The sequence below is a fragment of the Acidobacteriota bacterium genome, from assembly GCA_028875725.1.
GTDB lineage: Bacteria > Acidobacteriota > Thermoanaerobaculia > Multivoradales > Multivoraceae > Multivorans.
Genome location: JAPPCR010000023.1, coordinates 644,798 through 660,089, shown reverse-complemented (window position 1 = coordinate 660,089; position 15,292 = coordinate 644,798). Strand labels below are relative to the sequence as shown.

Below are 15,292 nucleotides of genomic sequence, written 5' to 3'. Positions count from 1 at the left end.
GACGCGCTGACAGCGTGCTGAGTACGCCGTGCTTGATCGCAAGGATCGAGGCACCGCCGTTGGGCAGCGGCGAGTTCCGCGTTCAGAAGTCGTCGGGCTCGAAATCCTCGACGTGGAAGGTCTGGGTGCCTTCGAGCCATTGGCGGTACAACGAGAACGACAGTGTGCCCTGGTTGGGCCCCGGCCGGGTCACATAGCTGACTCTGTACGTCCCAGGGGCGGGAGCGTGAATCGTGGCCCGACCCGTCTCGCCTACGGGCACGCTGGCCACCGGTCCGAATACGTAGTCCAGTTCGCTGTCGCTGTGAATTCGCAGCATGCCCCCGGGCTGCTGGCCGACGAAGTGGATTGTGGGAAGCGAACCCAGGTCGATGTCGATGTGCTCAAGCGCATCTTCACGCACAAGAGCAATGCCGCGGCGGACGGTGATCTCCTCGCGACCGCTCGGCACTCCGTGGTTCAGGATCAACCGCCATTCGCCGACGGGGAGATTCGTGAACGCGAACGAACCTCCGGTGCCTATCGCCACGGTTCGCTGTTCTGCGGTCCGCGAAATCGCTGTTAGGCGCGGCTCGGAGCCGAGCTCGAGCGGGTAGATCGCCCCCTCGATCTCTGAACTGTTCGGCACCAGCTTCAGCACAACCGCGCGGCCGTCGTCCCCTGCTTGCAGGACGACGTGGCTCTCCAGGGACTTGTACCCGGGTGCTGTTGCGTACAGGTGGTAAGGCTTGGAGCCACTCGACAGGTTCTCGAACAGAAAGGCACCCTGTTCCGCCTCCGCAGTCTTGGTAGACCAGCGTGTCCAGACATCCGGCTCCCGTCCCGCCGTCAGGTGAACTTCCGCTGCGGGGCTGCCTTCCGGTAGACCGAGCACCTGTCCTTCGATCCTGTGACCGTTCCGCAGCGTAATCTCGATCTCGTTGTCGCCCGGCTTGAGCGTGTGAATGCTCGACTCCGCGCGTCCCGCCCAGGGGCGAACGGTGAACTCGATCTCCCCTGGCGGCAGAGCGGTGAAGAAAGCGGCGCTTCGAACGTTCTTCCGCTCGGCTCGGAACGCGCCGGCAGCGTCGGTTCGTATCATCTGACCACTTTCCAGGTTCCATAGAGCCAACTCGGCGCGGTCGCGCCACGCAGGCCTTTGCTTCTTGCAGCCATGGACGGCGGCGTAGGTGCTGGGCGATACGACCGGCTCACGGCCGAGGTAGCACCAATGAACGGTGGCCCCCTCCACTGGCCGGCCGCTAGGGCTCCGGACGACGCCGGTAACCGCGGCGCCCCGCCGTGCAGTGATTGCGAGAGCCGGTGCCGGGCCGGAAGACAGGTCGACGCGGTGCGGGGGGGCGAAGTAACCCGAGTGCACCGCCCTCACGAAGAAGGCGCTCCTGTGTTCGACGGTGAGCTCGAAACGGCCTACCTCATCAACGATGCTGGTCGCAGCCGGCTTGGGATATCGCCCGTCGCGGCTCCTCGAAAGTTCGAACTCGTCAAATGCGCTCACCCGGGCATTCTCAAGCGGCCGCCCGCTGGGGCCCCACACGGTGCCGCGTATCGGGAATCCGGGACGCAGCGTGACGACCGCTGCGAGCGGGTCGCCGCGGCTCCAGTCGAAGTGATCCGCGATCATGCCAGGCGCCGAAACCTGACCCCAGATGGCCTTGCAGCCCTCTGGAATCCTCAGGGTCGCGAGTTGCTGCGGGCCAACGGCGGTGCGTGTGCTCTCGCTGCCGACTTCGTTGTCGAAGCATAGTTCCTTGGACCACCAGACGTCGCCGGGGCGGCCATCGAGACCCCGGACCTCAAGCGTGAACTCCTCGGTCGTCCCCAGCACGCCGAGGTCAAGCTCCTCGTCCGGCTCCAGGAAGAACTCGGCGAGAGTCCGATCGTAGGCGCGGATGTCATACCAGCCGGAGGGCAGTCGCCGCCGAGAGTAGCTGGATTCCTCCTGCCTGAGCTGCGGTCGAGCCATCCGGCCCAGGGCGTAGTCCTGGACCTCGGATCCATCCGGCAACCTGAGGAAACGGAGTTCCACCCGGGCGTCGGGGTCGGCTGAGATGAAGGTGACCGAAGCGTCGTCGACCGGGACGGAGGCGGGCGAACCCGACGATGCGTGCAGACTCATTGCGATTAGGTCGTCCGCACGGAACATGGCCAGCAGCAGCCTCGAAGTCGAAGGGGGGATGCCGTGCAGCACGAACCCCCCATCGGGGTCCACCAGCGCCGCGGCGACGATGTCCTCGTTCTCCCCGTCGGGTTCCTTGTGAGGTATGGCTGCCACAAGGCCGTAGCCTCCCAATAGCTCGACGCCTTGAGCGTCATAAATGGCCCATGGCTCGGCGCCTTGAACACGGCCGCTGATCGTCCGGGAACGCGCCAGCCGCACGGGTCCCGAAGGATCGGGCGTGACCACGCCGCCGACGAACCCCTCGGCGGCCACGACCGTTCCGAACACCCACTGAGCCTGAGGCAGAACCGCCGTTCCCTCCGAATCCGTGTCCAGGAGGCACAGCAGGGGCTCGGGACGGCCCTGATCGGCTAGCAGGAGCACGCGCGCGCCGCGTACGGGTTCCTCCGTCGCACCGTCGACCACCGTGACGCCGCTGGTGACGCGTCCCATCGCACGCGAGCTGTCGTCGCCGTCCTGAACGAGCCCTAGCCGGCTGCTCGGAAGACGCAGGCCGTACCTGGAGCGGCCCGTATCCCTGTCGATGATCCGCATGAGGCTGGGACTGCGGAGTCTGTAGACGGCTGCTCCCTCCGCCGTCATGCCCACAAGGCCCTGCCACTCGATGTCCGCAGGGTCGTAGCACCCCTGCCCGCTCATCGTTTCGACAGCTCCTTCGAAACGGATTCGACGCTTTGATTTAACACCGCCGGCGAGATCCCGCATCGTCGAGAACGTGGCCTGGTCCGGCGGCTGCGCGGCCGTCTCCGCCTGCTGCCCGAATCCGACGCCACCGGATGCGAGGAGGACGCTGATCAGTGCTGCCGGGACAGCATTCACCTGGACGGAATCATACGATTGGGCGCGACCGGACGTCACGGGAGACGACGAGTGTATTGCGGCCCAGTTCGCTGGGCCCGACACACGCCATTGCCTGCTTCGGCGGCGCTTCCGGGTTATGCGCGGCAGCGCAGCCGGACGGCTGCGGACGCTGCTAGCCTGCTGGGCGTGCGCCAGGTCCCCTGGAGTTCGACCGGTTTCCTGCTGGCGGGCCTTCTCAACGTACCGCTCCAGGCCCAGCCGGTTGAGGCTGCGGCGGACGACCCGGCGGACCTGATTTCAAGGATCGAGGCACCGCGGGAGGCGGGAGCTAGCGACGATGCCGGCAAGAGTCTGGCCGAGCTGATGGAGGCGCACGGCATCGCGGCGCTAAGCGTCGCCGTCGTTGAGGACTATCGCCTGCACTGGGCCAGGGCCTGGGGCGTCGCCGACGAGGCGAGCGGCACTCTTGCCGACACGGAGACCCTCTTCCAGGCCGCCTCGATCAGCAAGCCGGTGTCCGCGATGGCGGTGCTCCGAGCCGTGCAGGACGGACTCTTCGACCTCGACGACGACATCAACTCCATGCTCCGCTCCTGGCAGCTCCGGGACGACGCCGAACTGCTAGCCGAGACTCCGGTGACGCCGCGGATGCTGCTGAGCATGACGGCCGGCACGACGGTTTCGGGATTCCCGGGCTACAAGCCGGACGCCGAGCTGCCGACAGTCCCCGAGGTCCTGGGACGGAAGGACGAGGAGACGCCCGCGAACACAGACCCGGTCGTCGTCGGCTGGCAGCCCGGCACCCGCTACCAGTACTCCGGGGGTGGTTCCACCATCCTGCAACTCGCTCTGAGCGACGCCATGGCCAAGCCGTTCGAGAAGCTCCTGCAGGAGGCGGTCCTGGACCCGCTCGGCATGAACCGCAGTTGCTTCTGCCAGCCCCTGCCGCCGGCACTTCACGGCAACGCGGCGCGGGCCGGCGGGTCGGCGACCAGGTCCGACGAGGACGGTGGGGAGCCACGCGCACCCTGGCACGTTTACCCGGAGCTCTACGCCGCGGGCCTCTGGACGACCCCGACGGACCTGGCGAAGTTCCTGATCGAGGTCCAGCTTTCCCTGGAGGGGCGCTCGAACCGCATCCTCACGACCGGGTTCACCCGCAAGATGGTGACACCCGGAGGCGTGGGCAACTACGCTCTCGGCTTCACCACCGGCGCCGACACGCCACACCGCCCCGCGCCACCCGGAGAAGCGGACCGTTTCTTCGGACACAGCGGCGGCAACTGGGGCTTCCGGGGCAACTTCGTCGGATCGCTCGAAGGAGGCAACGGCTATGTCATCCTGGCCAACAGCAGCGAAGCCAACCCGGTCATCTTCGTCGAGCTGCCGATCAGAATCCGGGCGGCCTACGGGTGGGAGTAGCGTCTTCGTCGCCGCGGTCCTCCTGGCCGCGGCTTGCGCCGCACCGCCGGCCCCGGACGTGACATCCGGAACCGAGCAGCTCTTCCAGGCACGCCTCGACGAACTCCGCGCCGAGCTCGGCTTCATCGGCGCTACCGCCGCCTTCGTCCTCCCGGACGGCAGCGAAGGCGTCGCCGCGACCGGCTACGCCGATCCGGACAACGATCTGCCGATGGATCCGGCGAACCGCATGCCGGCCGGCAGCATCGGCAAGACGATCGCCGCGACCACCGCGCTCAGCATGGTGAACGAGGGCCTGCTCGGCCTCGACGACCTGGCGTCGCGCTGGCTCGGCGACGAACCGTGGTGGACCCGCCTTCCCAACCACGAGACGATGACCCTCCGCCACCTGCTCAGCCACTCGAGCGGACTCACCGACCACGTCTACGACGAAGGCTGGCGCGCCGAGGCTCGGTCCCGGCGCGGTCCGGCCGGCGACCCCGACGCCTGGTTCGAGCCGCGGGACCTGGTCCAGTACGTCCTCGACAAGGAGCCCCTGTTCCCGGCCGGCGAGGGGTACGCGTACACCGACACCGGCTACCTCGTCGCGGGCCTGATCATGGAGGCGGCCTCCGGCGGCGCGTACTACGACGAGGCCAGGCGCCGCGTCCTCGACCGTCACGACCTCCCCCGCACGGTGGAGCAGATCGGCCGCACGTTCCCCGACCTCGCCCCCGGTCACGTCGGCGAGGACAACCCCTTCTCGCTGCCGGCAAAGACCGCCGAGGGCGACGTGATGGCGTTCAGCCCGCAGACCGAGTGGACCGGCGGCGGCTACGTCTCCAACTCACGCGACCTGGCCCGCTGGGCCAAGATCCTCTACGAGGAGCGTGCCCTCGACGGACCGTACCTGGAGGAGATGCTGAACTCCGGCTACCGCGGCGAAGACGCCGGCGCGACCTACGGCCTCGGCGTCTACCGTGCCGACAGCCCGTACGGCGAACTCATCGGCCACGGCGGCTGGTTCCCCGGCTGGCGTTCCACGATGTACTACCACCGGGACTCCGGCATCGCGGTGGCGGTCCAGTTCAACCAGAACGAACTCGACTTCCGCAACGAGGTCCGCGACGCCCTGCTGGCCCTCTTGCTGGAACGGCTTCCCTAGGTAGCCAGCACGTACGCCGCGGCGCCGTCGGCGGCTTCCAGGAAACGGTCGATCTCCGCGTCGCCCATCGGCGTCGAAAGCGCGCCGAAGAGACCGCGGGCGCCCATCAGCATGCCCCGGTTGAGCATCTCCCTGGCGATCTTCTGGATCTGCGGCGCCGCGGAACGGGCGGTGAACACCGCGCGGAAGTCCTTCGGCGGTTCGTTCCCCGGCACGACGGCGAAGAGCGAGCCGCGGCCGGTCGCGACGGCCTCGATGCCGTTCCGCTGGAGCACCTGCTGCAGCCCGGCGCGGACCCGGTCGCCTAGCCGATCGAACTCGGCGAAGACCTCCGGCGTCAGCCGCTTCATCGTTTCGTAGCCGGCGACCATGGTCACCGGGTTGCCGTTGTAGGTGCCGCCGTGGTGTACCAGCTCGCCGTCGCGATGGTCGAAGACCTTCATCACGTCCGCCTTGCCGGCCACGGCGCCGACCGGGAAGCCGCCGCCGATGATCTTGCCGAGCGACACGAGGTCCGGCTCGATCCCGAAGCGGTGGCAGGCGCCGCGGTAGTCGATGCGGAAGGAAAGCACCTCGTCCGCGATCAGGAGCGCGCCGCACTCCCTCGTCTTCGCCCGGATCGCCGCCACGAAATCAGCCCGTGGCGGGATCAGCCCGAGCGCGGCGGGCAGGGGATCCATGAGCACCGCCGCCAGGTCGTCGCGATGCTCGTCGATCAGGGCGCCGCAGACTTCAATGTCGTTGAGCGGCAGGGTGACGACCTCCGTCTCGAGGCTCTTCGCCATACTCGGTTCGAGCGTCGTCGCCGGCCGTTCCGACTCGCCCCAGTTCTTCGGTCGGGAGCTGTCGGAAGCCTGCGCGTAGTCGTAGATGCCGTGGTAGCAGCCCTCGAACTTCGCGATCTTGCTGCGGCCTGTCGCCGCGCGCGCGGCCCGGATCGCCAGCAGCACGCCTTCGCTGCCGGAGTTCGCGAACCGGACCTGGTCGATGTAGGGGATGCGCTCCACCAGCAGCTCGGCGAGGCGGATGTCCGTCTCGGTCGGCAATGAGAAGGCCGTGCCGCTCCCGATCACCCGGGCGACCGCTTCCGTCACCGCGGGGTGCGAGTGCCCGAGGATCAGCGAGGTGTAGTTGTTGACGAAGTCGATGCGCTCCTGGCCTTCGACGTCCGTGACGATGCAGCCGTGCCCGGACGCCGCGTAGATCGGGTACGGGTCCATGACGAGCGTGTGGCGGCTGTTGCCGCCGGGCATGACGTCGAGGGCGCGCTCGTAAAGCGACCGCGAGGCCGAGTTCTCGCCGAGGTAGCGATCGGTGCTCCGGGGGGCCGCCGTCCTGGCGGCCACGGGTCTCGAGACGTCGTTCACACTCCAGCCCTCTCTTCCGAGGTTCGACGGGGGCGACGAGTGTACTGCGGCCCGGCCGGCCTGCAGACCCGGCTCCGCTATCGTGGCGAGCCGTGAACACAGCTTCTCCGCATGCGCTCGCGGCAGCGGCCATCGGCGTGACGTGCTGCCTGGGCGCCGCCACGGCTATCCCGGCCCAGGAAGGCCCGACGCACGCGATCGCCTACTTCGGCGAACCGAAGTACGCCGCCGACGTTCCGCACTTCGACTACGTCAATCCCGACGCGCCGAAGGGCGGCGAGATGCGCACGTGGCTGCCGGGGACGTTCAACAACATCCATCCCTACGCCGACATGGGGCGCACGCCGGCCTGGGCCAACTGGCGGGTCACGGTGATCACCTCCGATCGCCTGATGATGGGGTCGGAGGACGAGCTGTCGACCCTCTACTGCCTGCTGTGCGAGACGGTCGAGGTCGCCGGGGACTACAGTTGGGTGGCCTACACGCTGCGACCCGAGGCGCGATGGCACGACGGTGTGCCGGTGACGGTCGACGACGTGGTGTGGACGTTCGACACCCTCAAGACGGACGGTCCGGTCAGCTTCAAGGCGGCCTGGCGGCACGTCGAGGGCATCGAGCGTCTCGGAGAGCGCTCCTTCCGCTTCCTTCTCGGCGCCGAGGGAAGAAGCCGCAGAGCGGTGATGGAGGCGTCCGCCTTCCTGCCGATGGCGAAGCACTACTGGCAGGACCGCGACTTCACGGCGACCAGCCTGGAGGGGCCGCTCGGCAACGGCGCCTATCGCGTCAAGGAGGTCGACCCCGGCCGCCGTCTCGTCTTCGAGCGCGTTCCGGACTACTGGGCGAAGGACCTCAACGTCAGGCGCGGCTACCACAACTTCGACCGGATCTCCGTCCTCTACTTCCGGGACATGAAGGCCGGCATCCAGGCGCTCAAGGCCCGCGTCGTCGACTACTGGCGCGACCAGGACGAGCGGGAGGTCGCCACCGCCTACGACTTCCCCGAGGTCGGCATGGGGCTCTTCAACAAGGAGACCTACCGGATGAGGATGACCTACGGGATGCACTGGTCGGTCGTCTTCAACACCCGCCGGCCGATCTTCCAGGACATACGCGTCCGCGAGGCGCTGACCCTGGCCTACAACTTCGACTGGGGCAACCGCACTCTCCAGTACGGCGCGCTGCGGCGGAACACGACGTTCTTCCTGGGCTCGGAGATGGCGGCGCGCGGCCTGCCGTCGGCCGGGGAACTGGCGCTGCTCGAGCCGCTGCGGCAGCACGTCCCCGACCGCGTCTTCACGCACGAGTTCACCCTTCCCGAAACCGACGGCTACGGCCGCAACCGGGAGGCGCTGCTGCGGGCTGGGGAGCTGCTCGAGGAGGCCGGCTGGGTCCTCCGTGACATGAGGCGCGTCGACGAGGCGACGGGAGAGCCGCTCCGGTTCGAGATCATGGTCATGCTCAGGGAACACGAACGGATGATGGTGCCGTTCGTCGACAACCTCACCCGCCTCGGCATCGACGCGACCGTCCGCCGGGTGGAGTCGAACATCTTCACGAACCGTGCGCGCCAGTACGACTTCGACATGACGATGCAGAAGATCTACACCCACCCCATCCCGCAGCCGGGCCGCACGCGCAGCTACCTGCACTCCCGGAGCGTCGACTCCCCGAACCTGTGGAACTACGCGGGGATCAGGAACCCGGCGGTGGACTTCCTGGTGGAGAAGGTGATCGGAGCCGAGACCGAAGAGGAGATGAACATCGCCGGCCGGGCGCTCGACCGGGTGCTGCTGTGGGGCTTCTACGTCATTCCCGAAGGCGCCCCCAAGGGCCGCCATCTCCTGTACTGGGACCGCTTCGGCCATCCGCCCCTGGGGCACGAGCACCTGAACTGGACCGGCTTCCCGCAGCTCTGGTGGTTCGACGAGGAGAAGAGCGCCCGCGTCGACGCGGTTTTGGGCGAGACGCGTTAGAGAGTGCTCCTCTACGTCCTGCGCCGCATCCTCCTCATGGTGCCGACGCTGGTCGGCATCCTGCTGATCAACTTCGTCATCATCCAGGCGGCGCCCGGCGGACCGGTCGACCAGGCGATCGCCCGGCTTCAGGGCACCGGCCTCGACGCCGGAGTCGGGCTTCTGGGCGGCGGTGTGGCCGACGCCACCCTGGAGACGGAGTTGACCGCCACCGGCGGCATCGACCCGGCCCTCATCGAGGAACTCGAGCGCCAGTTCGGCTTCGACAAGCCGGCCCACGTCCGCTTCGGGATCATGCTTCGCGACTACCTGCGCTTCGACCTGGGCGAGAGCTTCTACCAGGACGTCCCGGTCATCGACCTCGTCCTGGACCGGCTGCCGGTGTCGATGTCCCTGGGGCTCTGGACCCTGCTCATCGTCTACTCGGTGTCGATTCCGCTCGGCATCCGCAAGGCGACCAAGGACGGTTCGCCCTTCGACATCTGGACCAGCGTCGTCATCCTCGTCGGCTACGCGATCCCGGCCTTCATCCTCGCCGTCCTGCTCATCGTGCTCTTCGCGCGCGGCGGGATGATCGAGTACTTCCCGCTACGGGGTCTGGTGTCCGACGACTTTGCCGACCTGGGGACGTGGGCCCGCGTCAAGGACTACCTGTGGCACCTGGTGCTGCCGATCACGGCCCTGGTGGCGGGCAGTTTCGCCACCCTCACCATGCTGACGAAGAACTCGTTCCTCGACGAGATCAACAAGCAGTACGTGCTGACCGCCAAGGCCAAGGGCCTCAGGCCGCGACGCGTGCTCTACGGCCACGTCTTCCGCAACGCGATGCTGATCATCATCGCCGGCTTCCCGCGGGCTCTGGTCGGCGCGCTGTTCACCGGCGTGCTGCTGGCCGAGATCATCTTCTCGCTCGACGGGCTGGGCCTGCTCGGCTTCGAGGCGATCGTCACCCGGGACTACCCGATCATCTTCGGCACCCTCTACATCTCGACCCTGCTGGCGTTGGTGCTGCAGCTCCTGACCGACATCACGTACACGCTGACCGATCCACGGATCGACTTCGAGACCCGGGACGTGTGAGCAGCCTCTCGCAGAGGAGATGGGCCGCCTTCAAGGCGAACCGGCGTGGCTACTGGTCGCTCGGGATCTTCCTCGTCATCTTCGGCGCCACCCTGTTCGCCGAGGTGCTCGCCAACGACAAGCCCCTGGTGGTTCGCCACGAGGGACGGTTCTACTTTCCGATCGTCGCGACGTACCCGGAGACCGAGTTCGGCGGCGTGTTCGAGACGGAAGCCGACTATCGGGAGCCGTTCGTCAAGGATCTAGTCCGCGACGGCGGCGGCTGGATGATCTGGCCGCCGATTCCCTACGCGCACGACACGATCGATTACGAGCTTGCGGGGCCGGCGCCCTACCCGCCGTCGCGGCGGCACTGGCTGGGCACGGACGACGTCGGCAAGGACGTCCTGGCCGGCCTCATCTACGGCATCCGGCTGTCCTTCCTGTTCGGCCTCGTGCTCACGGCCCTGAGCTCGATCATCGGCGTGCTGGCGGGCGCCGTCCAGGGCTACCTGGGAGGCAAGGTCGACCTCTTCGGCCAGCGCCTGATCGAGATCTGGGCCGGGCTGCCGATCCTCTTCGTCCTGATCATCCTCTCCAGCATCGTCGAGTCGAACGTCTTCTGGCTGCTCGGCATCCTGGTCGCGTTCAGTTGGATGGCGCTCGTGGGCGTGGTGCGGGCCGAGGTGCTGCGCGCGCGCAACTTCCAGTACGTGACGGCCGCGCGGGCCCTGGGAGCGGGGGACCGGCGGATCGTCCGACGGCATGTCCTGCCCAACGCGATGGTCGCGACCTTCACCTTCCTGCCCTTCATCCTGACCGGGTCGATCACGCTCCTGACGTCACTCGACTTCCTCGGCTTCGGCCTGCCCGCCGACGCGCCTTCGCTGGGGAGGCTGCTCGCCCAGGGCCGCGCCAACCTGCACGCCCCGTGGCTGGGCGTCATGTCCTTCTTCACCCTGGCCACGCTCTTGACGCTGGTCATCTTCATCGGCGAAGCGCTGCGCGACGCCTTCGACCCACGGCGGACGGGGACGCAGTCGTGACGTCAACGACACCCTTCCTCGAGATCGCCGACCTCGCCGTCGCCTTCGACGGCGTCGAGGTCGTCCACGGGCTCGACCTGCGGCTCGACCGCGGCGAGTCCGTCGCCCTGGTCGGTGAGTCCGGCTCGGGCAAGTCGGTCACCGCGCTCTCGATCCTCCAGTTGCTGTCGTACCCGCGGGCGTCGCACCCGAGCGGCTCGATCCGCATCGAGGGAAACGAGGTCGTCGGCGCCGGCGAGCAGGAGATGCGCGCCATCCGCGGCAGCCGGATCTCGATGGTCTTCCAGGAGCCGATGACCTCACTGAATCCGCTTCACACGATCAGGAAGCAGGTCGAGGAGGTGCTCGCGGTGCATGGCGGTCTGAGCGGAGCCGCCGCCCGGGAACGGACCGTGGAACTGCTCGAACTCGTCGGCCTCCAGGAGGCGCGCGAGCGGCTCGACTCCTACCCGCACCAGCTCTCGGGCGGCCAGCGCCAGCGGGTGATGATCGCTATGGCGATCGCCAACGAACCGGACCTGCTGATCGCCGACGAGCCGACGACCGCGCTCGACGTCACCGTCCAGGCCCAGATCCTCGCGCTGATCAAGGAGCTGCAGGAGCGGCTCGGCATGGCGTTGCTGCTGATTACCCACGATCTCGGGATCGTCCGCGCGATGGCCGACCGCGTCTACGTGATGGAGCAGGGGCACGTCGTCGAGGAGGGCGCCGCCGATGAGGTCTTCCAGCGCCCGAACCACCCGTACACGCGCAAGCTGATCGACGCGGAGCCCCGCGGCGCCTGCCCGATCCCCGATGACGACGCGCCGCCGCTGGTCGAGACGAAGGACGTGACCGTGGAGTTCCAGCTTCGAGGCTGGCCGCGGAAGCGCTCGCTCGTCGCCGTCGACGACGTCTCGATCCGCGTCCGCCAGGGACATAGCCTCGGCGTCGTCGGCGAATCGGGAAGCGGCAAGACGACCCTCGCGATGGCGATCGTCCGCCTGCTCAGGAGCCGCGGCGAGATCGCCTTCGACGGCGTCGCGATCGACGGCCTGGGCTTCAGGCAGCTCCGGCCCCTGCGCCGGTCCATGCAGATCGTCTTCCAGGACCCGTACGGCGGCCTGTCGCCGCGGCTAACCGTCGAGGAGATCGTCGCCGAGGGCCTGGGCATCCACGAACCCGGCCTCCCGGCGGGCGAGCGCCGCGACCGGGTCGCCGAGGTCCTGACCGAGGTGGGCCTCGACCCGGAGATCGGGCGCCGCTACCCGCACGAGTTCTCCGGCGGCCAGCGCCAGCGGATCGCGGTGGCCCGCGCGATGATCCTCCGCCCCCGCTTCGTCGTTCTCGACGAGCCGACGTCCTCACTCGACATGACGGTCCAGGCGCAGATCGTGGAGCTGTTGCTCGACCTCCAGCAACGCCACGGGCTCACTTACCTCTTCATCAGCCACGACCTGAAGGTCGTCCGCGCCCTCTGCGACGAGATCGCCGTCATGAAGGACGGCCGCATCGTCGAGCACGGCCCGGCCGGGGAACTCTTCGAGGCCCCGCGCGAGGCGTACACGCAGGCGCTGATGGCGGCCGCGCTCCACTGACGGTTCCCATATGATCCCCGACGCACTGATGGGCTAGCCGCATGGCCTGGTCGGCTCGCACGCCCCCCGGTTTGCAGGGTCCGCGGCAACACAGCCATCACGGATAAACGAAAGGAGCGCGTCCATGACCCGGACGACGAGACACTCGCTGCTGGCGGCAGCGATCACCGCCTCACTGATGCTCGCACCCGCCGCCGCCGCGGCCCAGGAGGCGGAGTTCGCCGAGGACGAACAGGCCGACGCGGAGGCAGACGAGCAAGCGCCTGAACACGAGTTCGACGAACAGATCGTCGTCCTCGGCAGCCGCGCGCGCCCCCGCTCGGTGACCGAATCCCAGGTCCCCATCGACGCGATCCCGGTCGAGGACATCACGCGCCAGGGCGCCTCCGCGATCGACTACCAGTTGCGGAACCTGATTCCCTCCTTCAACGTCGCGACCCACCCGATCAGCGACGCGGCGACGCTGGTGAGGCCGTCGAGCCTGCGCAACCTGGCGCACGACCACACGCTGATCCTGGTCAACGGCAAGCGCCGGCACCGGTCGTCGGTCGTCGCCTGGTTCGGCGGGGTGACGGACGGCGCGCAGGGGCCCGACATCTCGACGATCCCGGCCATCGCCCTGCAACGGGTCGAGGTGCTGCGGGACGGCGCGTCGGCGCAGTACGGCTCGGACGCGATCGCGGGCGTCATCAACTTCCTGCTCAGGGATGACGCCTCGGGCGGCTCGATCGAGGTGAGTAGCGGCAGCTACATCGCGGGGGACGGCGCCGGCTACAGCGTCGCCGGCAACTTCGGCCTGCCGATGGGCGAGAACGGCTTCGCCAACTTCAGCTTCGAGTACGGCGAGGCCGACCCGACCAGCCGCAGCGTCCAGCGCCAGGACGCCGCCGCGCTGATCGCCGCCGGCAACCACGACGTCCGCCAGCCTGCGCAGATCTGGGGCAACCCGGCGGTCGACGATGACGTGAAGCTCTTCGCCAACATCGGTCACCGCGCCGACGGCGGCCTCGAGTTCTACGGCTTCGCCAACTTCGCCGAGAAGAAGATGACCGAGGGCTTCTTCTTCCGCAACCCGAACTCGCGGGAGAGCATCTACAGCCTCGACGGCGGCGAGACGCTCCTGATCGGCGACGTCCTCCGGGCCCAGGGCATGGGTTCGGCGAACTGTCCCGTGGTCACGGTGACGAACAACGTGCCCGACCAGGACGCCCTCGCCCAGGTGTTCGCCGACCCGAACTGCTTCTCCTTCCAGGAGATCGCTCCGGGCGGCTTCACCCCGCAGTTCGGCGGCTTCGTGACGGACAGCTCGATCGTCGCGGGGTTCCGGAAGGAGCTGGACAACGGCTTCACCTGGGACCTCTCCGCCAGCCTCGGTTCGCACGAGTCGGACTTCTTCTTCATGAACACGGTCAACGCGTCGCTCGGACCGGACACGCCGCGCGACTTCGACCCCGGCCTCTACGAGCAGGAAGACGTCAACCTGAACTTCGACATCTCCTACTCCGTGTCCGACCGACTGAGCGTCGCAGCCGGCGCCGAGTGGCGGGACGAGAGCTTCACGATCGGCGCCGGCGGGCGGCCGTCCTGGGAAGTCGGCCCCTACGCGGAGCAGGGCTTCATTCCCGCCTCGAACGGCTTCCCCGGCTTCCCCGACTACACGGCCGGAAGGTGGAGCCGCGACAACGTCGCCGTCTACGGCGATGTCGAGCTGCACGGCGAGGACGACCGCTGGGGCCTGGGCGCCGCCCTGAGGGTCGAGGACTACGACGTGTTCGGCAACACGACGAACGGCAAGTTGTCGTTCCGCCGGGAGCTGAGCGACGCCGCTGCACTGCGCGGCGGAGTCAGCACCGGGTTCCGGGCGCCGACGCCCGGGCAGCAGAACGCGCTGAACGTGCAGACGACGATCGACCCGACGACCCTGGAACTCGTCGACAGCGCCACCGTGCCCTCCACCTTCATCGCGGCGGAACTGCGGGGAGGCAAGCCGCTCGAACCCGAGGAGTCGGTCCACGCGACGGCCGGTCTGGTGATCGACAACGGGCCGTTCACGCTGACCGCCGACATCTTCAACGTCGACATCGACGACCGGCTGTCGCTGTCGCAGGTGATTACGCTCACCGAGGATGAGCGCGAGCTGCTGCTCTCGCAGGGCATCACCTCGGCGCGGAACCTCTCCTTCTTCCGCTTCTTCATCAACGACTTCTCGACCCGTACCCAGGGCATCGACGTCGTCTCGACCTGGATTCCGCTCGCCCTCGGCGGCGACACCGAGTTCAGCTTCAGCCTGAACTACACCGACACCGAGGTCACGAAGGAGTCCGACCTGCTGAGCGCCGCCGACGTGCTCTCCATCGAGCGCGGCGTGCCCCGCCTCCGCTGGAACCTCGCGGTGGGCCAGCAGGTCGGCTCGGTCGGCCTGCTCGGCCGCCTCAGCTACTACGGCTCCTGGATCGACTACTACTACACGCGGCTATGGGTGGACCCCGCGCCGCCGGTCCAGGACGCGGCCTTCATCTTCGACTTCGAGGCCACGATCCCGATAGCCGCGGACACGACGCTCTCCGTCGGCGCCCAGAACATGTTCGACACCTTCGCGTCCGCGCCCGCGGGCCTCGTCGACGTGCTGGGTTCGCGGTACAGCCCCGTGACGCCTTGGGGCTTGAGTGGCGGCTACTACTACGCGAGGCTCAACTACCGCTGGTGACGTCACACACTGGG

At 68.1% G+C, this 15,292-nt stretch carries 9 protein-coding genes; 7 read left to right on the top strand and 2 right to left on the bottom strand.

The features are described from left to right. Positions 1-82: 82 nt before the first annotated feature. The gene (locus OXI49_18415) at positions 83-3,001 is read right to left on the bottom strand and encodes a carboxypeptidase-like regulatory domain-containing protein (protein MDE2692472.1); all 2,919 of its coding nucleotides are present in this window, start codon (positions 2,999-3,001) and stop codon (positions 83-85) included. Positions 3,002-3,169: 168 nt separating this feature from the next. Between OXI49_18415 and OXI49_18410 the strand changes: the two genes are divergently transcribed. Together OXI49_18410 and OXI49_18405 are read left to right on the top strand one after the other, a co-directional pair. Then, complete coding sequence (locus OXI49_18410; protein MDE2692471.1) at positions 3,170-4,405, top strand: serine hydrolase; 1,236 nt, start codon at positions 3,170-3,172, stop codon at positions 4,403-4,405. A 58-nt stretch (positions 4,406-4,463) separates the two neighbouring features. Further along, positions 4,464-5,549, top strand: coding sequence for a serine hydrolase (locus OXI49_18405; GenBank protein MDE2692470.1), 1,086 nt, complete (start codon positions 4,464-4,466; stop codon positions 5,547-5,549). Here the strand turns inward: OXI49_18405 and OXI49_18400 are convergent. Beyond that, entirely contained in the window at positions 5,546-6,895 is a 1,350-nt protein-coding gene (locus tag OXI49_18400) for an aspartate aminotransferase family protein (protein MDE2692469.1), read from the bottom strand. The genes OXI49_18405 and OXI49_18400 overlap by 4 nt on opposite strands. Before the next feature lie 113 nt (positions 6,896-7,008). Between OXI49_18400 and OXI49_18395 the strand changes: the two genes are divergently transcribed. The 5 genes from OXI49_18395 (at position 7,009) to OXI49_18375 (ending at position 15,278) form a co-directional block, all read left to right on the top strand. After that, positions 7,009-8,889 (top strand): extracellular solute-binding protein, encoded by a 1,881-nt coding sequence (locus OXI49_18395; GenBank protein ID MDE2692468.1) that lies wholly within the window; start codon positions 7,009-7,011, stop codon positions 8,887-8,889. A gap of 3 nt (positions 8,890-8,892) precedes the next feature. Continuing rightward, positions 8,893-9,969 carry a microcin C ABC transporter permease YejB gene (yejB, locus tag OXI49_18390; GenBank protein ID MDE2692467.1) on the top strand — a complete coding sequence of 359 codons (1,077 nt, stop codon included), beginning with the start codon at positions 8,893-8,895 and terminating at the stop codon, positions 9,967-9,969. Continuing rightward, a complete protein-coding gene (locus tag OXI49_18385) occupies positions 9,966-10,994 on the top strand; it encodes an ABC transporter permease (protein MDE2692466.1) in 1,029 nt (342 codons plus the stop codon). Before yejB ends, OXI49_18385 begins: the two co-directional genes overlap by 4 nt. Then, on the top strand, positions 10,991-12,571 hold the full coding sequence (locus OXI49_18380) for an ABC transporter ATP-binding protein (protein ID MDE2692465.1): 1,581 nt from the start codon (positions 10,991-10,993) through the stop codon (positions 12,569-12,571). The genes OXI49_18385 and OXI49_18380 overlap by 4 nt, the downstream gene beginning before the upstream one ends. A 124-nt stretch (positions 12,572-12,695) precedes the next feature. Beyond that, on the top strand, positions 12,696-15,278 hold the full coding sequence (locus OXI49_18375; GenBank protein ID MDE2692464.1) for a TonB-dependent receptor: 2,583 nt from the start codon (positions 12,696-12,698) through the stop codon (positions 15,276-15,278). The last annotated feature ends 14 nt before the right edge of the window (positions 15,279-15,292 follow it).

Bases quoted from the DNA above. Each gene is read 5' to 3' on its own strand.
- OXI49_18375 (MDE2692464.1), top strand. From the start codon at position 12,696: ATGACCCGGACGACGAGACACTCGCTGCTGGCGGCAGCGATCACCGCC.